We start from the raw sequence: 22,818 nt of genomic DNA on the forward strand, positions 1-22,818 counted from the left end.
CGAACGCACGCGGGCCCCCGACGGGAGGTCGGGGGCCCGCGCGGCGAGGACGGCCGTCAGCCGCCGAACGCCTTGGTGATCGCCTGCACCGCCTGGTAGACGCCCAGGACGATGAACAGCAGCGCCGTGATGCCGAGCGCGACGTTCAGGTACCACTTGTTGCGGTACTCGCGCGGGACGCGATCCGTGTTCAGGATCGGCAGCAGCGTGATCGCGAGGAACGGCATGAACAGCGCGCCGAGGAACCCGTACAGCAGGACGAGGAAGATCGGCTGGTTCAGGAACAGCATGAGCATCGGCGGGAAGGTCAGCCACAGCAGGTAGACCTTGAACCACTTGCCGTTCAGGCGCGAGTCGGGGTGGTCCGATCCCTTGCCCGTGACGTTGCCCATGAAGTCGGCGAACATCAGCGAGACGCCGTTCCACACGCCGAGCACGGACGAGAAGCCGGCGGCCCAGAAGCCGATCAGGAACCAGACGCCGATGAAGTCGCCGTAGCGCTCCCGCAGCACGCCGTCGAGCTCGAGCAGGCCCTGGTCGCCGGCCGCGAGCGCGACGCCGGCGGCGCGGACGACCTCGGCGCCGACGATCAGCATCGAGATCACGAAGATGCCGGTCATGACGTACGCCATGGTGTTGTCGATGCGCATCACGCGCAGGAAGCGCGGCTTGTCCCAGCCCTTCTCGCGCAGCCAGTAGCCGTATGCCGCGAGCGTGATGGTGCCGCCGACGCCGCCCGCGAGCGCGAGCGTGTTGAACACGCCGCCCTCGGGGATCATCGGCACCAGGCCGCCGATCGTCTCGAGGAAGTTCGGTGCGGCGATGACCGCCAGGATGACGATCGTCACGAACATGAGGCCGACGAGGAACGCCGTGATGCGCTCGAAGAAGCGGTACCGGCCGAACCACACGAGCACGAAGCCCAGCAGGCCCATCGCGATGGCCCACGGCCACACCTGGGCGAAGAACGTCCCCTCGGGGAACAGCGCCGCGATCGGCAGGGCGGTCGAGCTCATGGCCGAGGCGGCGTACACGAAGCCCCAGATCACGATGTAGGGCGCGAAGTACCAGACCGGCCAGCGGCCGAGCGACCGCCAGCCCTCGAAGATCGTGTTGCCGGTCGCGACCGTGTAGCGGCCGGCGCCCTCGACGAGCACGATCTTCAGGATCACGCCCAGGATCACCGCCCACAGCAGCATGTACCCGTAGTTGGAGCCGGCGACCAGCGTGGCCACCATGTCGGCCGAGCCGACGCCCGTGGCGGCGACGACGAGGCCGGGTCCGATGATCCTCCAGCGAGGCTTCTCTGTCTCCTGCGTGCTCATCCGTCCTCCTCGATCGGAACCTGGGATTCCGCTGTGAGCGGCCCGGGCCCGAGTCTAGGGGCGTGCCCGCGCGCCGGGGCGGAGGACGTGCGGGCAGTGCCCGGGTCGGCCCCGCGTAGGCTTTCGAGAGCCCCCGCGATGGCGCGCGGGCAGGAGGAGCACGGATGTCATACCCCGCCCATCGTCCCGTCGACGCGACCCGGCCCCTGGAGGGGCGCACGATCCTGATGTCCGGCGGCAGCCGCGGCATCGGCCTGGCGATCGCGATCCGGGCGGCGCGCGACGGCGCCAACATCGCGCTGCTCGCGAAGACCGACACCCCGCATCCGAAGCTCGAGGGCACGATACACACGGCCGCGGAGTGGATCCGCGAGGCCGGCGGCCGCGCGCTGCCGATCGTGGGCGACGTGCGCGACGACGACGCGATCGCACATGCGGTGCTCGCCACCGTGGGGGAGTTCGGCGGCATCGACGCGGTGGTGAACAACGCCAGCGTGATCGATCTGTCCGGCACCGAGGCGCTCTCGCCCAAGAAGTACGACCTGATGCAGGACGTCAACGTGCGCGGCACGTTCATGCTCAGCCGCGCGGCCATCCCGGTGCTGCGGGAGAGCCCGAACCCGCACATCCTGTCGCTCGCGCCGCCGCTCAACGTCACGCCGAGGTGGCTCGGCGCCCACCCCGGCTACTCGCTCGCCAAGTTCGGGATGACCATGGCCACGCTCGGGATCGCCGCCGAGCTCGCCGGTGACGGGATCGCCGCGAACACGCTCTGGCCGCGCACGCTGATCGCGACCGCGGCGGTGCAGAACGTGATCGGCGGCGACCGGCTGATGGCCCGCAGCCGCACGCCCGAGATCTACGCGGATGCGGCGCACCTCGTGCTGTCGCGGCCCGCCTCCGAGCGCAGCGGCCAGACCCTGATCGTCGAGGACGTGCTCGCCGAGGCCGGCGTGACCGACCTGTCGGGCTACGCGGCCGTGCCGGGAACGCCCGACGAGGAGCTGTACCCGGACGTGTTCCTCGACTGACCGATGGGGCGAGGCTTCGACTCGCTTCGCTCGCTCAGTCCGTTTCGACTCGCTTCGCTCGCTCAACGACCACGAGAGAACGACCGTCCCCACCTCCCTGAAGAAATAGACTCACCGCAGGCCACAAGCCCCCACCCCGGAAGGACCCCGATGACCGTCGTCCACGCCGTCCGCACCTATCGCAGCGACGAGAACCTCGCCCGCGAGGACCAGCTCGCCTGGAAGATCGCCCAGGTCGCGGCCGACCCGGTCGAGGTCGAGGCCGACGTCGCCGACATGGTGATCAACCGCGTGATCGACAACGCGGCGGTCGCGGCCGCCTCGCTCACGCGCGCCCCCGTCGTCTCGGCGCGCGCGCAGGCGCTCGACCACCCGGTCTCGCGCGGCGGATCCGGCGCCACGGTGTTCGGCTGCGCGCTCGACGCGCACACCAGCCCCGAGTGGGCCGCGTGGGCGAACGGCGTCGCGGTGCGCGAGCTGGACTACCACGACACGTTCCTCGCCGCGGAGTACTCCCACCCCGGCGACAACATCCCGGCGGTCACGGCCGTCGCGCAGCACGTCGGCGCCGACGGCCGCGCGCTGCTGCGCGGCATCGCGACCGGCTACGAGATCCAGATGGACCTCGTGCGCGCGATCAGCCTGCACCGCCACAAGATCGACCACGTGGCGCACCTCGGCCCGAGCGCCGCGGCCGGCATCGGCACGCTCCTCGGCCTGGAGCCCGAGGTGATCTATCAGGCGGTGTCGCAGGCGCTGCACACCACGACCGCGACGCGGCAGAGCCGCAAGGGCGAGATCTCGACGTGGAAGGCCCACGCCCCGGCGTTCGCCGGGAAGATGGCGGTCGAGGCGGTGGACCGCGCGATGCGCGGCCAGACCAGCCCGTCGCCGATCTACGAGGGCGAGGACGGCGTGATCGCCTGGCTGCTCGGCGGCCCCGAGGCCCGCTACGAGGTGCCGCTGCCCGCCGCCGGCGAGCCCAAGCGCGCCATCCTGGACTCGTACACGAAGGAGCACTCGGCCGAGTACCAGGCGCAGGCCTGGATCGACCTGGCCCGCCGCCTCGGCGCCGAGCGGCCCGAGCTGCGCGACCCCGCGAACGTCGAGAGCATCGTGCTGCACACGAGCCACCACACGCACTACGTGATCGGCTCCGGCGCGAACGACCCGCAGAAGTACGACCCGAACGCGTCGCGCGAGACGCTCGACCACTCGATCCCGTACATCTTCGCGGTCGCGTTGCAGGACGGCGCGTGGCACCACGTCGACTCGTACGCGCCCGAGCGCGCCGGCCGCACCGACACCGTGGCGCTCTGGCACAAGGTGACGACGGCCGAGGACCCGGAGTGGACGCGCCGCTACCACTCCGAGGACCCCGACGAGAAGGCGTTCGGCGGCCGCGCCGAGATCACCCTGACCGACGGGACCCGCATCGTCGAGGAGATCGCGGTGGCCGACGCCCACCCGCTGGGCGCGCACCCGTTCGCGCGCGAGGACTACGTGCGCAAGTTCCGCGTGCTGGCCGAGCCCGTGCTCGAGGCCGCGGAGATCGAGCGGTTCCTCGACCTCGCGCAGCGCCTGCCCGAGCTCACGGCCGAGGAGGTCGCGGCGCTCACGATCGTCGCGAAGCCCGGCCTGCTCGAGGCGATCCCGGCGCCGCGCGGCCTGTTCTGACCGAAAGGCGTCCCGATGCTCTACTCCCAGGTCCCGGCCCACGAGAAGCGCCGCCTGTTCCGCGAACGGCTCGACTCGGGCGACCTGCTCCGGTTCCCCGGAGCGTTCAACCCGCTCTCGGCGCGGCTGATCGCGCAGAAGGGCTTCGAGGGCGTCTACATCTCGGGCGCCGTGCTGTCGGCCGATCTCGGCCTTCCCGACATCGGCCTCACGACGCTCACCGAGGTCGCGGCGCGCGCCCAGCAGATCGCGCGGATGACCGACCTGCCCGCGATCGTCGACGCCGACACGGGCTTCGGAGAGCCCATGAACGTCGCCCGCACCGTCCAGACGCTCGAGGACGCGGGGCTGGCGGGCCTGCACATCGAGGACCAGGTCAACCCGAAGCGGTGCGGCCACCTGGACGGCAAGCAGGTGGTCGACGAGGGCACGGCGCTGCAGCGCATCCGGGCCGCGGCCGACGCGCGGCGCGACCCGAACCTGCTGATCATGGCGCGCACCGACATCCGCGCGGTCGAGGGTCTCGACGCGGCGGTCGATCGCGCCAAGGCGCTGGTCGACGCCGGCGCCGACGCGATCTTCCCCGAGGCCATGGCGGACCTCGCCGAGTTCGAGGCGGTCGCGAAGGCCGTGGATGTGCCGATCCTGGCCAACATGACCGAGTTCGGCAAGAGCGACCTGTTCACGGTCGACCAGCTGCGCGACGCGGGCGTGCGGATCGTGATCTGGCCCGTCTCGCTGCTGCGCCTCGCGATGGGGGCGGCCGAGCGCGGGCTCGACGAGCTGATCGGCGAGGGCCGCCTCACGGGCAAGCTGGGCGAGATGCAGCATCGCGCCGACCTCTACGACCTGATCGACTACTCCGGCTACAGCCGGTTCGACCAGGGCGTCTTCGACTTCACCATCGACCGCTGATCGGCGGTCGGGCAGGATCGGCCACAAGCCGCACGTCGCGAAGGAGCACGCATGCCGGAGGAGATCCGCAAGGGACTGGCCGGGGTCGTGGTCGACACGACCGCGATCTCGAAGGTCAACCCCGAGACCAACAGCCTTCTGTACCGCGGCTACCCGGTGCAGGAGCTCGCCGCGACCCAGCCGTTCGAGGCGGTCGCGCACCTGCTGTGGCACGGGGAGCTGCCGGATGACGCGCAGCTCGCCGAGCTGCGCGAGACCGAGCGCGCGCACCGTGCCCTCGCCCCGGAGGTGAAGGCCGCGATCGACCTCATGCCGGTGGAGGCGCATCCGATGGACGAGGTGCGCACGGCCGTCAGCGTGATCGGCGCGATCGAGACCGCCGGCATCGACAACGTGCTCGACGCGGTCGGCACGCCCGAGCAGAACCTCGAGCGCAGCGTCCGCCTGTTCGCGCAGCTGCCGGCGATCGTCGCGTACGGCCAGCGCCGCCGCCGCGGCCAGGAGCCCGTCCCGCCGCGCGACGACCTCGACTACTCGGCCAACTTCCTCTGGATGACGTTCGGCGAGGAGGCGCATGAGGTCGTGGTCGACGCGTTCAATCGGTCGATGATCCTGTACGCCGAGCACTCGTTCAACGCCTCGACCTTCACGGCGCGCGTGATCACCTCGACCCTCAGCGACCTGTATTCGGCGGTCGTCGGCGCGATCGGGGCGCTCAAGGGGCCGCTGCACGGCGGCGCGAACGAGGCCGTCATGCACATCCTCGACGAGATCGGCGACGCCGCGCACGTCGTGCCGTGGCTCGACGCGGCCCTCGCCGAGAAGCGCAAGATCATGGGCTTCGGGCACCGTGTGTACAAGCGCGGCGACTCGCGCGTGCCCACCATGAAGGCCGCGCTCGACACGCTCGTCGAGCACTACGACCGCCCCGACCTCGCCGAGCTGTACGACACGCTCGAGCGCGAGTTCGTGGGCCGCAAGGGCATCTACCCGAACCTGGACTACCCGTCGGGCCCCGCGTACAGCCTGATCGGGTTCGACACGCTCACGTTCACGCCGCTGTTCGTGGCGTCGCGCGTGACCGGATGGACCGCGCACGTCATGGAGCAGCTCTCGTCGAACGCGCTCATCCGCCCGCTGTCGGCGTACGGTGGGCCCGACGAGCGGCACATCCCCGGCTACGTGCCCGACGCCGCGCACGACGAGACGATCGACCGGCCGGAGGAGGCCGCGGGCTGACATGCCGGTCCTCAGCGCGGGGATCCTGCTGCACCGGGCGTCGCCCGGTGGCGTCGAGGTGTTCATCGCGCACATGGGCGGGCCGTTCTGGGCGCGCCGCGTCGAGGGCGCCTGGTCGATCCCGAAGGGCGAGTGCGACCCGGCGACCGAGGAGCCGCTCGCGGCCGCGCGCCGCGAGTTCGTGGAGGAGCTGGGCGTCGACCCGCCTCGGGGAGACGTGGCGGATCTCGGCGAGTTCGCGTACGCGTCGGGCAAGCGCATCCGCGTGTTCGCGCTCGACGGCGCCGGGTGGGAGCCGGGCCCGCTGTCGTTCGGCACGTTCGCGCTCGAGTGGCCGCCGCGATCCGGGCGCATGCAGGAGTTCCCCGAGGTGGACGAGGCCCGCTGGGTCGCCGTCGGCGCGGCGCGCACGCTGCTCGTGAAGGGGCAGCGCCCGGTGCTCGACGCGCTCGCGCGCGCCTGACCCGCGGGCGGTCGGGCAGGAGTTGCGCACCACCACCCTTCGCTAGAGCTCGATGCCTTCCTTGAGAAGCGGAGGGAGGAACCCCAGTGCGTCCAACTGTGCAATGAGGTGAGGGGCGAAGACGTCGCCGAGCAGGGGGACTCGGTAGAACCGTGGGCCCCGTCGGTCTACCTCAAGGAGCCCGCGACTCAGCATGCCTCGGATCTCCTGGGACCGATGCGAGGCGCTGCCAGGTAACGAGTCCGCGAGGTCGCCGGCCTTGACGACGCCCCTTACCAAGGCCGTTTTCAGCGCTCCCCTCTCGGCTGCGCTGATCACGCCTCGCTCTTGCATCCGGCCGAGAGTGGGATCGAGCAGCTCATCGAAGAGATAGTCGGCGCTCTGCAGCTTCGTCAGCCGCTCGAGGTCGGAGTGGATGCCCCGAGCGAAGAACGTGCACCAGGCGACCGTTCCCTCATTGCTCAGCGAGTCGGCCGATTCGAGTGCCGCGTAATACTCGTCTCGGTCGTTTCCGAAGACCGCCGTGGGGTTGACCGTCCGAAAGCCGATCGGGCTGACGAACCCGTTCCGTCGGATCATGGCGTAGCTGAGCAGTCGGGATACGCGCCCGTTGCCGTTTCGGAAGGGGTGAATCCACAAGAAGCGGTGGTGCGCGAGCGCGACATGGATCATCTGCTGCGACGTCGGAACCTCGCGGTTCGCGAAGTCCAGGAACTCGTCCATCTCCGCCTGGAGAAGCACGTGGCTCGGGGGGATGTGCGATGCGCGACTGATCTGCACGTCGACGTTGCGATAGCTTCCAGGCCGCTCGTCGCCCTCCCGTGTCAGCTCCTCGACGGTCAGGCGATGGAGTTCCCGAACGAACACATGGGTCAGCGGCTGATCTGGTGGAGTCGACTCGATGAAGGCGATGGCGCCGAGGAGGTTCGTGATCTCGCGCTGCTGCTCGGACGCTCCGCCGGTCGTGGCGTTCGCGTCGCGGATGGCATCGAAGATCGTCGTCCTGTTGCCTTCGATGCGTGCCGAGATGACGCTCGACATGAGTTGGAACAGCGCGTGCAATTCCCCGAGGAGCTCGGTGCGCGTCGTTCCGTACCCCAGGTTCCCTCGTAGACGCTCGAGATCGACGATCAGCTGTACGAGCGGAGAGTCGAAGTCGACGCTCGGCAGTCGGTACTTGCCGGGTGTCATAGGACTACTTTGAGCATACTGCGGAACTAATTGCAATGCTTCCGCATAAAGCCCAGATCAACCAATCATAATCCTGTCGCACAGTCGGACATCTATTTCCGTGTGCGTGAAGTGCTTCTTGCGGATGCCGCTCCATTGAATCCCCCTTGCCCGAAGATGACGGCGAGCGACGGCGCGCTCGCGCGCGCCTGACCGCGCGCACCTGCTCGCGCGCGCCTGACCCGCGGGCGCAGGCGCTTCGCAGGGGCGTCGCTCTACGCTGGACGCATGAGCGACGCCCCCATCCGCCCCGCGAACACGGCCGTGCGCGCCACGGGCGTCCGTCAGGTCCGGCCGCAGACGGAGGGCTGGCAGCAGAAGAAGGACGAGACCGGCCGCCCGCTGCTGCAGTTCGCGAGCCCCAAGCGCGGCAAGCCGCCCGTGCACCTCGCCGACCTCACGCCCGAGGCCCGCGTCGAGAAGGTGAAGGAGCTCGGCCTGCCCGGCTTCCGCGCCAAGCAGCTGGCGAAGCACTACTTCCAGCACTGGACGAGCGACCCGGCCGACATGACCGACCTGCCGGCCGCGGGCCGCGAGGAGTTCGTCGCCGGGATGCTGCCGAACCTGCTCACCGAGGTGCGCCGGCTCGAGACCGACAAGGGCGACACGATCAAGTTCCTGTGGCGCCTGCACGACGGCGCGCTGGTCGAGTCCGTTCTCATGCGCTATCCCGGCCGCATCACGCTGTGCGTGTCGTCGCAGGCCGGATGCGGCATGAACTGCCCGTTCTGCGCCACCGGCCAGGCGGGGCTGACGCGCAACATGTCGTCGGCCGAGATCATCGAGCAGATCGTGCGCGCCAACCGCGCGATCGCGAACGACGAGCTCGGGCGCCGCGAGCACGCGGACGAGCGCGTCACCAACATCGTGTTCATGGGCATGGGCGAGCCGCTGGCCAACTACGCGCGCGTGATGCACGCCGTGCGGGTCATGGTCGACAAGAAGGACGGGCTCGGGATGAGCGCCCGCGGCATCACGGTGTCGACCGTGGGCCTGGCCCCGGCCATCCGGAAGCTCTCGGACGAGCAGATCCCCGTGACGTTCGCGCTGTCGCTGCACGCGCCCGACGACGAGCTGCGCGACGAGCTGATCCCGGTGAACTCGCGCTGGAAGGTCGACGAGGTGCTGGACGCCGCGCGCGAGTACTTCGACAAGACCGGGCGCCGCGTCTCGATCGAGTACGCGCTGATCCGCGACATGAACGACCACGCGTGGCGCGCCGACCTGCTCGCCGAGAAGCTCAACGCGCGCGGCCGCGGCTGGGTGCACGTCAACCCGATCCCGCTGAACCCGACGCCGGGCTCGGTGTGGGACGCGTCGGAGCGCTCGGTGCAGCAGGAGTTCGTGCGCCGCCTCAACGACGCCGGCGTGCCCACCACGATCCGCGACACCCGCGGCAAGGAGATCGACGGCGCCTGCGGCCAGCTGGTCGCCACGGAGGAGGACCAGGCCGCCGCCGCGGCCGCCACCACGGCCTGAGCCCCCGCGGTGTGTCGTCCTGTGTCGCGGTCGCACCGTGCTCACGGGCGCGGCTTGGCATGATGCTCTGGTGACCCTCGCCCGCCTTCCGATGCCGCTGCGTGTCGTCTACGGGCTCTTCGGGGCCGCGACGCTCGCGCTCGGCGCCTTCGTCGTCGTGTTCCTCACCCGCTGGATCGCCTCGCTCGAGCCGGTCGAGGCGTTCCTCGCCGCGTACCCCGGCACGGCGCCGATGCCCGAGGGGATGGGCGTCGGCATCCCGGCCTGGCTGTCGTGGACGCACTTCCTGAACGGGTTCTTCCTGCTGCTGATCATCCGGTCCGGCATCCGGATCCGCGGCGAGAAGACCCCGAGCGGGCTGTGGACGTCTCGCCGCGTGAAGAAGCGCCGGATGAGCCTGACGATGTGGTTCCACATCATGATCGACCTGCTCTGGATCGCCAACGGGCTCTTGTACGTCGTGCTGCTGTTCGCGACCGGGGCCTGGGTGCGCGTGATCCCGACCAGCTGGGACGTCTTCCCGCACGCGCTGTCGGCGCTCATCCAGTACACGTCGCTGGACTGGCCGACGCACAGCGGATGGACCGGCTACAACGGCCTGCAGCAGCTCTTCTACTTCGCGATCGTGTTCGTGGCGTCGCCGCTCGCGATCGTCACGGGCTTGCGACTCAGCGCGTTCTGGCCGCGCGATGCCGAGAGGCTCAACCGGGCGATCCCGTTCGACCTCGCCAAGGCGCTGCACTTCCCGGTGATGCTGTTCTTCGTCGGTTTCGTGATCGTGCACGTCGGGCTGGTGCTCGCGACCGACGCGCTGCGCAACCTCAACACCATGTACGGCGGCCAGGACGCCGTGAACTGGACCGGCTTCTGGATCTTCGTGCTGTCGCTGCTCGCGATGGCCGCCGGATGGATCGCCGCGCGGGACCGGCTGATCGCTCCGATCGCGCAGCGCTTTGGCGACGTCCGGATGCGCCCGACCCGCTGACGCCGGCGCACGAGCACCGCAGGAGCGGCGCCGGCGCACCGCAAGACAGGGAAAGGCCCCCGCCGTCACCCGAAAACGGCGGGGGCCTCATCGTCCGGGGAGTGCCTCACCCGGACCACTGCGTCGTCAGCGCGCCGAAGGCGCGACCCCCTGTCGACGACGCAGGAGCGGTGTCACGGTGCGGTGGTCCCGCTGACGATCGCGCGACCGAGCGGCGCCGGGTCGACGACCTGCTTCGCCTCGAAGTAGTCGACCGTGGCCGACAGGTCGACCAGGCCCGAGTCGGCCGTGCCGGCGCCGTCCGCGAGGGTCGCGAAGCCGTCGCCGCCCGCCGCGAGGAACGAGTTGGTGACGATCACGAACTCGTCGGTCGGCGCGATCGGCGCACCCTGGTAGCTCATCGACACGATGTGCTCGCCCGCGGGCGCGTCCTCGACGTACTCGTAGGAGAAGCCCTCGGAGACGCCCAGGTGCAGCTTCGGCCGCTCGCTGCCCGGCTGCCACTGCTCCTCGAGCACCTGCTCGAGCTGCGCGCCCGTGAGGGTGAGCGTCACGAGCGTGTTGCCGAACGGCTGCACGGCCGCGACGTCCGCGTAGGTGACGGTCCCGTCGCCCTCGAACCGCAGGTCGTCGCGCAGGCCGCCCGGGTTCATGAGCGCGATCTGCGCGGGCACGGTGCCGCCGTAGTTCTCGTACTCGCTCGTAGCCCACAGGTAGATGTCGGCGACCAGGTTGCCCATGGTCGACTCGACGCCGCGGTCCGAGCCGGCGGGGTCGCCGCCGCGCAGGATGTCCGCCGAGATCTTCCCGACCTCGACCGAGCCGAGCACCTCGGCCTCGGCCACGGCCGCGTCGACGATCGCCTGCACCTCGGGGTCGGCCGGGTACACGGTGCCGCCGCCGACCAGATCGATCGTCGATCCCGTGATCGAGACGAGCTTGTTCTTGTTCTTCTTCGCGTCCACGACGATGTCGAGAGCGCCGAGCGTCGTGCCGTACTGGTGCGCCTGGATGACCGGGCGGTCGCCGATCTCGCACGCGTACAGCTGGTGCGTGTGGCCCGACACGATCGCGTCGATGCGGTGCGACGCCTCGCGCACCAGGTCGCCGTAATCCGACTGCTCGGTCGCGATGCCCGCGCAGTCCGTGCTCTCGGCGCCCGAGTGCGACAGCAGCACGATGACGTCGGTCTGCTTGTCGATCTCCTTGGCGACGCGGTTCGCCGCCTCCAGCTGGCTGCCGAACTCGATGTCGGCGACCCCGGCGGGGCTCACCAGCGTGCCGGTGTCGGACGTGACGGTGCCGATGAATCCGATCCGCACGCCGTCGACCTCGCGGATCGCGTACTCGGGCAGCGCCGGGTCGGTCGTGCCGCGGTGGTACACGTTCGCGCCGAGCGCGTAGTCCCCGCCGCCGTAGCTCGGGATGACCCGGTCGATCAGGTCGTCGTAGCCCTGGTCGAACTCGTGGTTGCCCACCGCGCTGAGGTCGAGCCCCGCGGCCGACAGCGCGTCGATCGTGGGCTCGTCGTCGGCGATGAACGACGTGAACGTCGAGGCGCCGATGTTGTCGCCCGCCGACACGAACAGCGTGTTCGGGTTCGCGGCGCGGTACTGGGCGACCGCGCCGGCGAGCACGGCGGCGCCGGCCTCGTCGCGGTTGGCCTGGATGCGGCCGTGGAAGTCGTTGATGGTGAGGACCTTCACCTCGGTGATGTCGTCCTCGCCGGTCGCACCGTGCGCGGCGAACGGCACGAGCGCAAGGGCGCCGGCGGTCGCGGCGGCGGCCGTGGTGGCGAGCAGGCGGCGGCCGAGAGGCGATCGGCGGCTGAGGGAAGATGGCATCGCGGTCCTCCGGGGGTGGGGTGACGCGCGACCGATCGGACGCGCGTGTCCAGTCTTACGTCCCGGAGGTTTCGTCGAGGTGAACGACGCGACACGGCACGGATCCGGGCGGGCGGTCCGTGGGGCATGCTGGACTCGCACACTCAGCGAGGAGGCACGATGACCGACACCCCGTACGAGACCATCCGGGTCGAGACGCGCGGCCGCGTCGGATGGATCACGGTCCACCGTCCCGAGGCCCTGAACGCCCTGAACGCGCAGGTGATGCGCGACATCGTGCACGCGTCGCTCGCGTTCGACGCCGACGAGGGCATCGGCGCGATCGTCGTGACCGGCTCCGAGCGCGCGTTCGCCGCCGGCGCCGACATCAAGGAGATGGAGGGCCTGCACGGCCGGGACGTCGCCGTGGGCCATCACTTCCAGGGCTGGCAGACGTTCGCCGACGTCCGCACGCCCGTGATCGCCGCCGTCTCCGGCTACGCGCTCGGCGGCGGGTGCGAGCTCGCCATGATGTGCGACGTCATCCTCGCGGCCGACACCGCGAAGTTCGGCCAGCCGGAGATCACGCTGGGCGTCATCCCGGGCATGGGCGGCACGCAGCGCCTCGTGCGCGCGGTCGGCTACTTCAAGGCGGCGGAGCTCGTGCTGTCGGGGCGCATCATCGACGCGACCGAGGCCGAGCGCATCGGCCTGGTGTCGCGCATCGTGCCGGCCGCGGAGCTGCTCGCCGAGGCCGGGAAGCTCGCCGAGGCGATCGCCGGCAAGCCGCTGCCCGCGGTCTACGCGGCGAAGGAGGCGCTCGACGGAGCTCTCGAGGTGCCGCTGCGCGAGGGGCTGCGGCTCGAGAAGCACCTGTTCGCGGCGATGTTCGACACGGAGGACCAGAAGGAGGGCATGGCCGCCTTCCGCGAGAAGCGCGCTCCCGAGTTCAGGCACCGCTGAGGTCCGGAGCGCGCGGTCGCTCGGCGCACGTGCGTTGACTGGTCCCGGGGCCCGAGACTGGTGTCGCCGACACCAGTCTCGTCGCCCGGGACCAGTCTCGTTCGGGGGCGCCGACGCCGCCCGGGGACGACGGAGGGGCCGGGCATCGCGCGCCCGGCGCCTCCGCAGCGGGGATCAGTCGACGACCGCGAGGGCGTCGACGTTGCCGGCTCCGTAGAAGCCGTTGCGGGCCCCGCCCTGGCACTCGGCCTGGTACTGCGGCAGGCCCGGGCGCGGGTCGTACACGCCCTCGGGGCACGGCAGCGGCGTCGCCTGGCTCTCCACCAGCGCGCTGAGCTGTCCGGCCGACAGCCCGGGGTTCGCCGACAGCGCGAGCGCCGCGACGCCGGCGGCGTGCGGGCTCGCCATCGACGTGCCCTGCTTGTAGCCCCAGCCGTTGACGCCGGTCGCCGCGTTGTACGTGGTCGACAGGATGGCGTCCGCCGGGTTCGACACCGCCGGGTTGCGCCAGCGGCTGTCGCCGCCGGGCGCGGCCACGTCGACCACGCCGATGCCGTACGACGAGTAGTAGCTCTTCAGCTCGGCGGGTCCGACGGCCGACACCGTCATGACGCCGGGCGCCTCGGCGGGGAGGTCGCGGCACGCGCCGGTGATGGTGCGGTCCTCGACGGGGTAGCTGCCGTCGTTCGGGCTGTGCGAGTCGGTGAACGTGTGCGCGAGGTCGACGTTGCTGTTGCCGGCCGACGCGATCGTCAGCGTGCCCTTCGCGGTCGAGTACGCGATCGCGCGCTGCACCGCGAGCCACACCGGGCGCTGGCGCGGGTCGTTCACGCAGTTGAACTCCCACGGATCGATGAAGTAGCTGTTGTTGGTGATCGGCATGCCGTGGTCGGCCGCCCACAGGAACCCGCAGATCGCGGCCTCCGGGTAGATGAAGCCGTCGTCGTTCACGACCTTCACCGACGCGACCTTCACGCCGGGCGCGACGCCCGCCATCCCGACGCCGTTGATCGCGGCCGCGATGGTGCCGGCGACGTGCGTGCCGTGATCCGAGGTCGTCGGGCTCCACGCGGCGACGCTCGTGTCGACCACGCCGCCCAGGCAGGAGGCGCTCTGGTCGGCCGCGATCTGCGAGGCGAGGTCCGGGTGCGTGGGCGAGATGCCCGAGTCGAGCACGCCCACCACGATCGACGAGTCGCCGGTGGTCACGGCGTGCGCGTCGTCGACGTCGATCTGGGTCATGTCCCACTGCAGGCCCCACAGCGGCTCGGCCGTCGGGTCGCCGGGCGTGAGCGCCGCCGGGTCGACCGCCGTGGTCTCCTCGTCGTCGAGCGGGGTGCCGAGCCCCTCGGTCGACGCGACCTGGAGGCCTCCGCCGACGCGCGACGCGAAGTCCGGCGCGGTGGACGTCGCCACGACGACGCCGATCTGGTCGTAGGCGGCCACGACGGTGCCGCCGGCGGCCTTGACGTGGGCCTGGGCCGAGGCGGTGCCGCCGCTCTGCGGACCGACCACGAGGTAGTTCTGCTCCGGTCCCGCGGCGCTCGCCGGGGCTCCGGCCAGGCCGAGCAGTCCGGCTGCGAGCGCGGTGGCGCACGCAGCTCCGATCACCTCGCGATTCATCCCTGTCTCCGTTCGAAGGGCGAAGCCGGCCGGGTTCGACCGGCTCGGCCGGGCCCGCTCTTCGCGGGAGGACGCCTCGTCGCGCCGCCGGCCGATGGCGGCGAGCGTATCCAGCGCGATGCGCGCGCGGGAAGGTGCTCCGTGCGGTGCCCGGACACCCGCCGCCGCCCGCCCGGGCAGCTCAGCCGCGGACGACCGCGGGCGACCAGGCGTGCGGCAGGAAGAGCCGCGGCTCCGCCGACGGATCCACGCGGATCGACCAGACGTCGGCGGCGCCCGGCTCGTCGGGCCGCGGCAGGCCGTAGAGGAGGGTCTCGTCGTCCAGCCACTCGAGCTGATCGTCGACGGACCGGGCCTCCGGCAGGATGAGCTCCTCGCCGGTCTCCAGGTCGAGCACCGCGATGCCCCAGTCGCGCTCGCCGCGGTCCTTCTTGTACGCGAGCCGGGTCCCGTCCGGCGAGATCGAGGGGCACTCCGCGTCCGGGCGCACGGCCGTGAGGGTGCGCTCCGCGAGGTCGCCGCGGACCAGCCAGGTCCGCCCGCCCGAGGCCGCGGTCGCGTAGAACGCGTCGCCGCCCGCGAAGGTCACGCCCCACAGGTTGCGGTCGGCCGCCGTGAGCGGACGCCCGTCGACGAGCAGCGCGAGCTCCTCGAGATCGCCGGCCACGACCTCGCCGTCCCTCGCCGAGCGGATCTCCGTGCGCGTCGAGAACCCGGATCCGGCGTACGAGTGGCCCGTCACGAAGGTCGTCGTCGCGACGAGCGCGCCGTCGTCCGACAGGCGGGTGCGGCTGGGCAGGCCGGCGAGCGGCCAGGATCCCGCGACCCGCCACCCCTCGTCCAGCAGCTGCGCCGCGAACGTCGTCACGACGCCGCGCTCGGTGCGCAGGCAGGCGACGCGGTCGCCGCCGACGTCGACGCGTTCGCACGTCACGTCGGTGAATGCGCGGGGCCCGACCGGATCGGCGAGCGGCACCATGGCGACCCTGCCGTACTCCGCCCCCGGCGCCGTGCTGCGGAACACCACGCGCGGACCGTCCTCGACGTCCGCGACCTCCATCCGCGGGACCGGCGCCGCCGTGTCGCGGACCGCGACGTGGTCGGCGTAGGCGCCGAGGCCGACCGCCACGACGCCGGCCGTGGCCGCGACGACGACCGCCGCCACGAGCAGGCCGCGGACCCGGTCGCCCGGCGTCCGCGCGCTCACGGAGCCGCCTCCGCGGGGCGGCTCCGCCTGGCGCGGCGGGAGAGCGCGATCAGGTAGCACGGCACGGCGAGCGCCATCAGGATCGCGACCACGAGCAGGGATTCCGTGCGCCCCAGCGCGAACCAGAGCGCGCCGAACGCCGTGGCGGCGACCATCCGGCACACCGCGACGACGGTCTGCGCGGCGCCGATCGCGCTCGCCCGCGCGGCCGGGTCCACGAGCGAGCCCGCCACGGCGGCCAGCACGCCGTCGGTGGCGGCGTAGAAGGCCCCGAGCAGCGCGAGGCACGCCAGCGTCGGGCCGGCGCCCTGGGCAGGCACGAGCGCGCACGCGTACGCGCCGAGCAGGCCGAGGTGGCCGAGCACGAGCACGCGGGTGCGGCCCCACCGGTCGGCAAGCCGCCCGAGGGGGACCGCGAGCGCGATGTACACGGCGTTCGTCCCGACGTAGAGCAGGGGGAACCAGTGCGCGGCGAAGTCGTCGCGGTCCTGCAGGGACAGGTACAGGAACCCGTCGCCGATCGTCAGCAGGCTGAGCGCGCCCACGACCACGAGCAGCCGGCGCAGGCGCGGCTCGGCCAGGTGCCGCCAGCGGAACGGCGCGGGCCGCGTGCCGGTCGCCGCGCGCTCCCGTCGCGGCCGGCGATCCGGGACGAGCAGCCCCAGGATCGTCACGCCGACGACCGCGGACCCCAGCGACAGCACGAAAACGACCGTGTATCCGCCCGGGACGACCGCGAGGATCACGAACGCGAGCAGCGGGCCCAGGGCCGCCCCGACCGTGTCGAGGGCGCGGTGCACGCCGAACGCGCGCGCCTGGTCGTCGGGATCGGCGCTCGCCGCGATGATCGCGTCGCGGGGCGCGGTGCGGATGCCCTTGCCGATCCGGTCGATCGTGACGAGAGCGGCCACCGCCGCGAAGCCCTGCGCCGCGACGAGCCAGCCGCGGCTGAACGCCGACAGCAGGTAGCCGCAGAACGCCACCCACTTCGGCCGGTCGGTGCGGTCGGAGACCCAGCCGCCGCCGATGCGCACCACCGCGCTCGCCCCCTGGAAGATCCCGTCCACGACGCCGTAGGCCAGCAGTGAAAGCCCCATGGCGCTCGTGAGGTACAGCGGCAGGACGGCCGCCACCGACTCGGACGAGATGTCCGTGAGCAGCGACACGACCCCGAGCGTGACGACGGTGGACGAGACGCGCCCGCGGCGGGCGCGCCCGACGGGCTCCGCCTTCGGGCGGTCGCGCAGGCTGATGTACATGCGGGTCAGCCCGCCTCGTCCAGGATGCCCAGGACGGTGAACAGCGAGCCCTCGGCCTCGGGCCGCGCGCTGACCACGACCACGTGGCCCTCGCGGGTGAAGGAGATCGCGGTGCCGCCGTCGGTCGCGCCGATCGTGGTCCAGGTGAAGCCCAGCTCTCCCAGCAGGCCGGTGTACCCGTCCATCACCTCCGCGACCGAGCGCGAGTCGGTCGCCTCGACCGAGGCGTGCAGCCGGCTCCCGTCGCTCGACACCGACGACGACAGGACCGTGGCGGTGCGGGCGACCGCGATGACCTCGACCGGGAAGCCGTCCACCAGGCCGTCGACCTCCGACACCGGCGCGTCCGGTCCGGCGGGGATCTCGAGGTCCGGGCGCGGCGGCAGCTCGCCGACGCTGCCGGGCGGGGACGCGGACGGATCCGGCTCGGGCGCCATCTCGATGCCCGGGCTGTTCGCGCCCGGCTCGTCCCTGTCCGAGTCCCCGGGATCGCCTCCATCCGCGGAGCCGTCGTCCGGCGAGGGGCCGTCGGCGTCGTCGTCCGGAGCCTCGTCGGCAGGCCGGCCCTCGTCCGCGGGGGCCTCCGTGCGCGTCGCGTCGCCGCCGGTCCCCTCGACCGCGGGGCGATCATCGCCGCCGCCGGGCGAGCCGGCCCAGACGAAGAGCCCCACGCCGATCGCGGCGCCGATCGCCACGGCCGCCGCCAGCCGGATCAGGGCGGCGCGGCGCGGGTGCGCCTCGCCGCGCGCCGTGCCGTCGTCCGCCTCTGGCATCCCGGTCATCCCCTCCGCGCGGCCCGCGGGCGCGGGCTCGTCTGCGCATGTCGGTGTATCAGGAGCCGCCGCGGCCGCTCCTGATACACGCCGCGCACGGCGGCCGGGCCCCATCGCGGCCCCTCGACAGCGGAGGAACGATGACGAGACCAGCGCAGACACGGCGGCTCATGGCGATCCTGGCGGTCGGCCTGCTCCTGGGGCCGCTCGCGCTGCCGTTCGCATCGCCCGCCGCGGCCGCATCGGGGCCGTGCGGGCCCGAGGGCAACGAGATCGCATGCGAGAACTCCAAGCCCGGCACCGACCCCGAGGTCTGGGACATCTCCGGCGCGGGCTCGGACGACATCCAGGGGTTCGCCACCGACATCAGCGTGAACGTCGGCGGGAGCATCGACTTCAAGATCGACACCACCGCGCGCGACTACTCGATCACGATCTACCGGACCGGGTGGTACCAGGGCAGGGGCGCGCGCGAGATCGCGACGGTCGAGCCGTCGGCCGCGCTGCCCCAGCGGCAGCCCGACTGCGCGCCGGACGAGACCACCGACCTCTACGACTGCGGCACATGGGCGGTCTCCGCCAGGTGGCAGGTCCCCGCGACCGCGGTGTCGGGGGTGTACGTCGCGAAGCTCCATCGCCCCGACACGGACGGGGCGAGCCACATCACGTTCGTCGTGCGCGACGACGCGAGCGACTCGGACATCCTGTTCCAGACCTCCGACACCACGTGGCACGCCTACAACACCTACGGCGGGCGCAGCTTCTACCAGGGCGGCATGGACGGCCGGGCGTACCAGGTCAGCTACAACCGCCCGTTCGCGACGCGGGGCGTGATGTCCGGCCGCGACTTCTACTTCTCCTCCGAGTACGCGATGGTCCGCTTCCTTGAACGCAACGGCTACGACGTGAGCTACACGACCGGGGTCGACTCGGATCGGCGGGGCGAGCTCATCCGCAACCACAGGATCTTCACCTCGACCGGGCACGACGAGTACTGGTCCGGGCCGCAGCGCGCGAACATCGAGGCCGCGCGGGACGCCGGGGTCCACCTCGCGTTCTTCACCGGCAACGAGGCCTACTGGCGCATCCGCTGGGAGAGCGCGGCGCCCGGCGGCGCGCCGCCGTACCGCACCATGACCTCGTACAAGGAGACGTGGAGCGGCGGCAAGATCGACCCCTCGCCGGAGTGGACGGGGACCTGGCGCGATCCCCGGTTCGCGCCGCCCGAGCGCGGCGGCGGGCTGCCGGAGAACGCCCTGACCGGCACGGCCTACATGGTCAACTACTCCGACCTGCCGGTGACGGTGTCGGCGGAGGAGGGGCGCCTGCGGCTGTGGCGCCACACGCCGCTGGCCGACCTGCCGCCCGGGACGAGCGCCCAGCTGGCGCCGCACACGGTCGGGTACGAGTCGAACGAGGACCTGGACAACGGGTTCCGGCCCGAGGGGCTCATCCGCCTGTCGACCACGGTCGGCGATGTGCCGGAGTACCTGCAGGACTTCGGCAGCCGGGTGGCGCCCGGATCCACGACGCATCACACGACCCTGTACCGCGCGCCCTCCGGCGCCCTGGTGTTCTCGTCCGCGAGCGTGCAGTGGGCATGGGGACTGGATCAGACGCACGACGGCGCCGGGGCGCCCGCCGATCCGCGCATGCAGCAGGCGACCGTGAATCTGCTCGCCGACATGGGCGCCCAGCCCGTCACGCTCCAGGACGGCCTGGTCCGGACCGCCGCGTCCGCGGACACGACCGCCCCGACGGTCGCGATCGCCGCGCCCGCGCCGGGGGAGGACGTCGCGAACGGCGCCGCCGTGGTCGCGACGGGCACCGCTGCCGACGCGGGCGGCGGGCGCGTCGCCGGCGTCGAGGTGTCGACCGACGGCGGCGCGACCTGGCACCCGGCGGACGGCCGCGACCGGTGGACCTACGAGTACATCCAGCAGGGCGCCGGAGTCGTCCCGCTGCTCGCCCGCGCGATCGACGACAGCGCGAACATCGGCGAGCCCGCCCGCGTCGACGTGGACGTGCGCTGCCCGTGCAGCGTCTTCGGCTCCGCGGTGCCGGCGCAGCCCGCGCTGGACGACAGCTCCGGCGTCGAGCTGGGTCTCCGCTTCTCGCCGCGCATCGACGGGTACGCGTCCGGCGTGCGGTTCTACAAGGGCCCGGGCAACACCGGAAGCCACGTCGGCTCGCTCTGGTCGGCCGACGGGGAGCGGCTGAGCGCCGTCACCTTCCGCGACGAGACGGCCACCGGATGGCAGACCGCGACCTTCGCGACGCCCGTCCCGCTGACCGCCGGGGCCGCGTACGTCGTGTCGTACACCGCGCCCGTCGGCCGCTACTCGGCCGCCGCCGACGTGTTCTGGTCGCGCGGGCTCGAGGCGCCCCCGCTCACCGTCGCGGGCGGGTTCGGGGTCCCCGCCGCCGGCGTGTACGCGTGGCCGGGCGCGTACCCGTCGCTCCGCTACGGATCGAGCCACTACTTCGTGGACGTGCTGTTCAGCACCCCCGAGGACCTGCCGCTGACCCTCGGCTCCCGCACCCCGCCGCCGGGCTCGAGCAGCGTGGCGGTGAGCGCCGAGATCGGCGCGACGCTGTCGAAGCCGGTGGATCCGGCGACCCTTCGGATCGCCGTGACGGCCGAGGACGGCACCGCGGTGGCCGGGCAGGTCGCGTACGACGCGACCGCCCGCCGGGCGACCTTCGCCCCGGCCCAGCCGCTCGCACACGGCACCCGGTACACGATCGCCCTCGAGGCCGTGGACTCGCGCGGCGAGGGCATCCAGGGGGAGGCCGGGTGGTCGTTCACGACGGCGCCCGCGGACCGGCCCGAGGGGGAGTGCCCGTGCTCGCTCTTCGCCGAGAGCGCGCAGCCGACGATCCTCGAGGTGCCCGACCCCGGTCCCGTCACGCTGGGGGTGCGGTTCACGGTCCGGGATCCGGGGCGGATCAGCGCGGTCCGGTTCTACAAGGGGCCCGGGAACACGGGCGCGCACACGGGGGCGCTGTGGGCGGCGGACGGCACGCGACTCGCGGAGGCGGCCTTTGCGGACGAGAGCACGCAGGGCTGGCAGACCGTGACGTTCGCGCAGCCGGTCGCCGTCCAGCCGGGCGTCGAGTACATCGCGTCCTACCGCGCGCCCGCGGGACGGTACGCGTACACGGCCGGCACCTTCGCGTCCGGATACGCGCGCGGACCCCTCAGCGTGCCGGCGAACGGCGGGGCCTACACGTACGGCAGCGGGTTCCCGGGCGATCGCGGCGCGGGCCAGTACCTGGTCGACGTGCTGTTCCACCCGGACGACCCCGTCCCGGCGCTGCTCGAGGCGACGCCCGAGTCCGGCGCGCTGGGGGCGGCCGCCGACGCGGTCGTGACGGCGCGCTTCGACATCCCCGTCGCGGCGGGAGCGACCCTGACCGTGACCTCCGCCGCCGGAGCGGTGCCCGGCGCGACCTCGGTCTCGGCGGACGGCCGCGTGCTCGCGTTCGACCCGGACGGCCCCCTCGCGGCCAAGACCCGGTACACGGTCGACGTCACGGGCACCGGCGGGCCGCCGGCGACCTGGACGTTCGAGACCGCGGCCCCGGACGGGTGCCCGTGCACGCTGTTCGCGGGGCAGAGGCCGGCGACGGCCTCGGCGGGCGACCGCTCGCGCGTCGAGCTCGGGCTCGAGTTCACGCCCGGAGAGGCGGGGCTCGTGACCGGCGTGCGGTTCTACCGGGGCGAGGCCAACACCGGACCCCACACCGGCACGCTGTGGAGCGCGGGCGGCGAGGCGCTGGCCACCGTCACGTTCCCGGCCGACGCGGGGATCGGGTGGCAGACCGCGTACTTCGACACGCCCGTGGCCGTGTCCGCCGGGACGTCGTACGTCGTCTCCTACCTCGCCCCGTCGGGCGGGTACGCGGTCACGACCGACTACTTCGCGGGCGGTGCCGTGTCCGCGGGCCCGCTGACGGCGGGCGCCGCGAACGGGCGGTACGTGTACGGCGGCGGCTTCCCGCAGAGCTCGTACCGTGCGAGCAGCTACTTCGTCGACGTGGTGTTCGAGCGACCGCCCGCGGCGGCGGCCGAGCCGGCGGCGTAGCCCTCCGCGTAGGCCTCGTCGGCCCCGAGCCGGAACATGTCCCGCGGGCCCGTGCGCGGGATGATGCGCGCGCCGGGCAGGTCGAGGGGGCCGACCAGGTCGCCGCGTCCGCGGACGACCGCGACCGGCAGGCCCGTGGCCTTGCCCTTGACGAGGTCCGCCGCGGCGCACAGCTCGTCCGCCACGCAGGGGAGCGTGACGTGCAGCGGCCGGCCCTGCGCGTCGGTCGTGCCGCGCAGGTCCTCGAACACGTGAACGCCGCCGGCCCCGATGGCGTGATCCGTCTGGCCGTCGCGCCAGGCGCGGCCGAGCGTGTCGGAGACGAGCACGCCCACTCCCACACCGAGCCGCTCGCGCAGGCCCTCCGCCATCGCCCGCGCCGACGCATCCGGATCCACGGGGAGCAGCAGCACCGTGCCCTCGGGGGTGTTCGACGCGTCCACGCCGGCGGCGGCCGACACGATGCCGAGGCGGTTCTCCACGATCCGCGTCACGTGCCCGGACTCCGACGCGCGGGTCGCGACGACGCGCACGGTCTCGGCCGTGATCGCGTCCTCGCGATCGTCGGCCTCGACGAAGCGGCCTTCCGCCTTGGAGACGATCTTGCTGGTCACGACGAGGATGTCGCCGTCCCGCAGCGGCTCAGCCGAGCCGTCGAGTGCGGCCGCGATGACCTCGACCAGGTCCGTGCCGGCGGTGATCTCGGGGATCCCTGAGATCGGCCAGACCGTGAGCACG

General features: G+C 72.4%; 17 protein-coding genes. 9 read left to right on the top strand and 8 right to left on the bottom strand.

Annotated elements, in window-relative coordinates:
• Window positions 1-56: 56 nt before the first annotated feature.
• Complete coding sequence (locus tag ASD19_RS12925) at window positions 57-1,325, bottom strand: Nramp family divalent metal transporter (RefSeq protein ID WP_055993450.1); 1,269 nt, start codon at window positions 1,323-1,325, stop codon at window positions 57-59.
• Between the two features lie 164 nt (window positions 1,326-1,489).
• Between ASD19_RS12925 and ASD19_RS12930 the strand changes: the two genes are divergently transcribed.
• The 5 genes from ASD19_RS12930 (at window position 1,490) to ASD19_RS12950 (ending at window position 6,650) form a co-directional block, all read left to right on the top strand.
• On the top strand, window positions 1,490-2,356 hold the full coding sequence (locus tag ASD19_RS12930; RefSeq protein ID WP_055993452.1) for an SDR family oxidoreductase: 867 nt from the start codon (window positions 1,490-1,492) through the stop codon (window positions 2,354-2,356).
• Window positions 2,357-2,506: 150 nt separating this feature from the next.
• On the top strand, window positions 2,507-4,033 hold the full coding sequence (locus ASD19_RS12935; RefSeq protein WP_055993454.1) for an MmgE/PrpD family protein: 1,527 nt from the start codon (window positions 2,507-2,509) through the stop codon (window positions 4,031-4,033).
• 15 nt (window positions 4,034-4,048) lie between these two features.
• Window positions 4,049-4,948: a methylisocitrate lyase gene (gene prpB, locus ASD19_RS12940; RefSeq protein WP_055993456.1), complete on the top strand. Its 900-nt coding sequence runs from the start codon at window positions 4,049-4,051 to the stop codon at window positions 4,946-4,948.
• Window positions 4,949-4,999: 51 nt separating this feature from the next.
• The gene (locus tag ASD19_RS12945) at window positions 5,000-6,187 is read left to right on the top strand and encodes a bifunctional 2-methylcitrate synthase/citrate synthase (protein ID WP_055993458.1); all 1,188 of its coding nucleotides are present in this window, start codon (window positions 5,000-5,002) and stop codon (window positions 6,185-6,187) included.
• A gap of 1 nt (window position 6,188) precedes the next feature.
• Complete coding sequence (locus tag ASD19_RS12950; RefSeq protein ID WP_055993460.1) at window positions 6,189-6,650, top strand: NUDIX domain-containing protein; 462 nt, start codon at window positions 6,189-6,191, stop codon at window positions 6,648-6,650.
• Window positions 6,651-6,692: 42 nt separating this feature from the next.
• On the opposite strand, the gene ASD19_RS12955 is transcribed toward ASD19_RS12950, so the two are convergent.
• Window positions 6,693-7,841 (bottom strand): Fic family protein, encoded by a 1,149-nt coding sequence (locus ASD19_RS12955; RefSeq protein WP_055993462.1) that lies wholly within the window; start codon window positions 7,839-7,841, stop codon window positions 6,693-6,695.
• Window positions 7,842-8,108: 267 nt separating this feature from the next.
• Between ASD19_RS12955 and rlmN the strand changes: the two genes are divergently transcribed.
• Window positions 8,109-9,359 carry a 23S rRNA (adenine(2503)-C(2))-methyltransferase RlmN gene (gene rlmN / locus ASD19_RS12960; protein WP_055993463.1) on the top strand — a complete coding sequence of 417 codons (1,251 nt, stop codon included), beginning with the start codon at window positions 8,109-8,111 and terminating at the stop codon, window positions 9,357-9,359.
• 70 nt (window positions 9,360-9,429) lie between these two features.
• Window positions 9,430-10,344 carry a cytochrome b/b6 domain-containing protein gene (locus ASD19_RS12965; protein WP_055993465.1) on the top strand — a complete coding sequence of 305 codons (915 nt, stop codon included), beginning with the start codon at window positions 9,430-9,432 and terminating at the stop codon, window positions 10,342-10,344.
• Window positions 10,345-10,517: 173 nt separating this feature from the next.
• Here ASD19_RS12965 and ASD19_RS12970 read toward each other — a convergent pair whose 3' ends face one another.
• A complete protein-coding gene (locus ASD19_RS12970; RefSeq protein WP_055993467.1) occupies window positions 10,518-12,188 on the bottom strand; it encodes a bifunctional metallophosphatase/5'-nucleotidase in 1,671 nt (556 codons plus the stop codon).
• Between the two features lie 159 nt (window positions 12,189-12,347).
• Between ASD19_RS12970 and ASD19_RS12975 the strand changes: the two genes are divergently transcribed.
• Window positions 12,348-13,130 (top strand): enoyl-CoA hydratase-related protein, encoded by a 783-nt coding sequence (locus ASD19_RS12975; RefSeq protein ID WP_055993469.1) that lies wholly within the window; start codon window positions 12,348-12,350, stop codon window positions 13,128-13,130.
• Window positions 13,131-13,304: 174 nt separating this feature from the next.
• On the opposite strand, the gene ASD19_RS12980 is transcribed toward ASD19_RS12975, so the two are convergent.
• The 4 genes from ASD19_RS12980 to ASD19_RS12995 all read right to left on the bottom strand — a co-directional run bounded on the left by ASD19_RS12980 (window position 13,305) and on the right by ASD19_RS12995 (window position 17,992).
• A complete protein-coding gene (locus ASD19_RS12980) occupies window positions 13,305-14,753 on the bottom strand; it encodes a S8 family peptidase (protein WP_055993471.1) in 1,449 nt (482 codons plus the stop codon).
• Window positions 14,754-14,934: 181 nt separating this feature from the next.
• Window positions 14,935-15,960 (bottom strand): PD40 domain-containing protein, encoded by a 1,026-nt coding sequence (locus tag ASD19_RS12985; protein ID WP_055993473.1) that lies wholly within the window; start codon window positions 15,958-15,960, stop codon window positions 14,935-14,937.
• Window positions 15,957-17,219: an MFS transporter gene (locus ASD19_RS12990; RefSeq protein ID WP_055993475.1), complete on the bottom strand. Its 1,263-nt coding sequence runs from the start codon at window positions 17,217-17,219 to the stop codon at window positions 15,957-15,959. The genes ASD19_RS12985 and ASD19_RS12990 overlap by 4 nt, the downstream gene beginning before the upstream one ends.
• A 5-nt stretch (window positions 17,220-17,224) precedes the next feature.
• A complete protein-coding gene (locus ASD19_RS12995) occupies window positions 17,225-17,992 on the bottom strand; it encodes a hypothetical protein (RefSeq protein ID WP_055993477.1) in 768 nt (255 codons plus the stop codon).
• A gap of 140 nt (window positions 17,993-18,132) precedes the next feature.
• On the opposite strand from ASD19_RS12995, the gene ASD19_RS13000 reads away from it, so the two are divergent.
• Window positions 18,133-22,080 (top strand): DUF4082 domain-containing protein, encoded by a 3,948-nt coding sequence (locus ASD19_RS13000; RefSeq protein ID WP_156377203.1) that lies wholly within the window; start codon window positions 18,133-18,135, stop codon window positions 22,078-22,080.
• Here ASD19_RS13000 and cofE read toward each other — a convergent pair.
• Entirely contained in the window at window positions 22,020-22,817 is a 798-nt protein-coding gene (gene cofE, locus ASD19_RS13005; protein WP_055993481.1) for a coenzyme F420-0:L-glutamate ligase, read from the bottom strand. The genes ASD19_RS13000 and cofE overlap by 61 nt on opposite strands.
• Window position 22,818: the final 1 nt, after the last annotated feature.

The organism is Microbacterium sp. Root53, from assembly GCF_001426925.1.
In the GTDB taxonomy this organism is placed as follows: domain Bacteria; phylum Actinomycetota; class Actinomycetes; order Actinomycetales; family Microbacteriaceae; genus Microbacterium.

Coding starts and splice junctions, on each gene's coding strand:
- ASD19_RS12925 (WP_055993450.1), bottom strand. CDS start 1,325: ATGAGCACGCAGGAGACAGAGAAGCCTCGCTGGAGGATCATCGGACCC.
- ASD19_RS12930 (WP_055993452.1), top strand. CDS start 1,490: ATGTCATACCCCGCCCATCGTCCCGTCGACGCGACCCGGCCCCTGGAG.
- ASD19_RS12935 (WP_055993454.1), top strand. CDS start 2,507: ATGACCGTCGTCCACGCCGTCCGCACCTATCGCAGCGACGAGAACCTC.
- prpB (WP_055993456.1), top strand. CDS start 4,049: ATGCTCTACTCCCAGGTCCCGGCCCACGAGAAGCGCCGCCTGTTCCGC.
- ASD19_RS12945 (WP_055993458.1), top strand. CDS start 5,000: ATGCCGGAGGAGATCCGCAAGGGACTGGCCGGGGTCGTGGTCGACACG.
- ASD19_RS12950 (WP_055993460.1), top strand. CDS start 6,189: ATGCCGGTCCTCAGCGCGGGGATCCTGCTGCACCGGGCGTCGCCCGGT.
- ASD19_RS12955 (WP_055993462.1), bottom strand. CDS start 7,841: ATGACACCCGGCAAGTACCGACTGCCGAGCGTCGACTTCGACTCTCCG.
- rlmN (WP_055993463.1), top strand. CDS start 8,109: ATGAGCGACGCCCCCATCCGCCCCGCGAACACGGCCGTGCGCGCCACG.
- ASD19_RS12970 (WP_055993467.1), bottom strand. CDS start 12,188: ATGCCATCTTCCCTCAGCCGCCGATCGCCTCTCGGCCGCCGCCTGCTC.
- ASD19_RS12975 (WP_055993469.1), top strand. CDS start 12,348: ATGACCGACACCCCGTACGAGACCATCCGGGTCGAGACGCGCGGCCGC.
- ASD19_RS12980 (WP_055993471.1), bottom strand. CDS start 14,753: ATGAATCGCGAGGTGATCGGAGCTGCGTGCGCCACCGCGCTCGCAGCC.
- ASD19_RS12990 (WP_055993475.1), bottom strand. CDS start 17,219: ATGTACATCAGCCTGCGCGACCGCCCGAAGGCGGAGCCCGTCGGGCGC.
- ASD19_RS12995 (WP_055993477.1), bottom strand. CDS start 17,992: ATGCCAGAGGCGGACGACGGCACGGCGCGCGGCGAGGCGCACCCGCGC.
- ASD19_RS13000 (WP_156377203.1), top strand. CDS start 18,133: ATGACGAGACCAGCGCAGACACGGCGGCTCATGGCGATCCTGGCGGTC.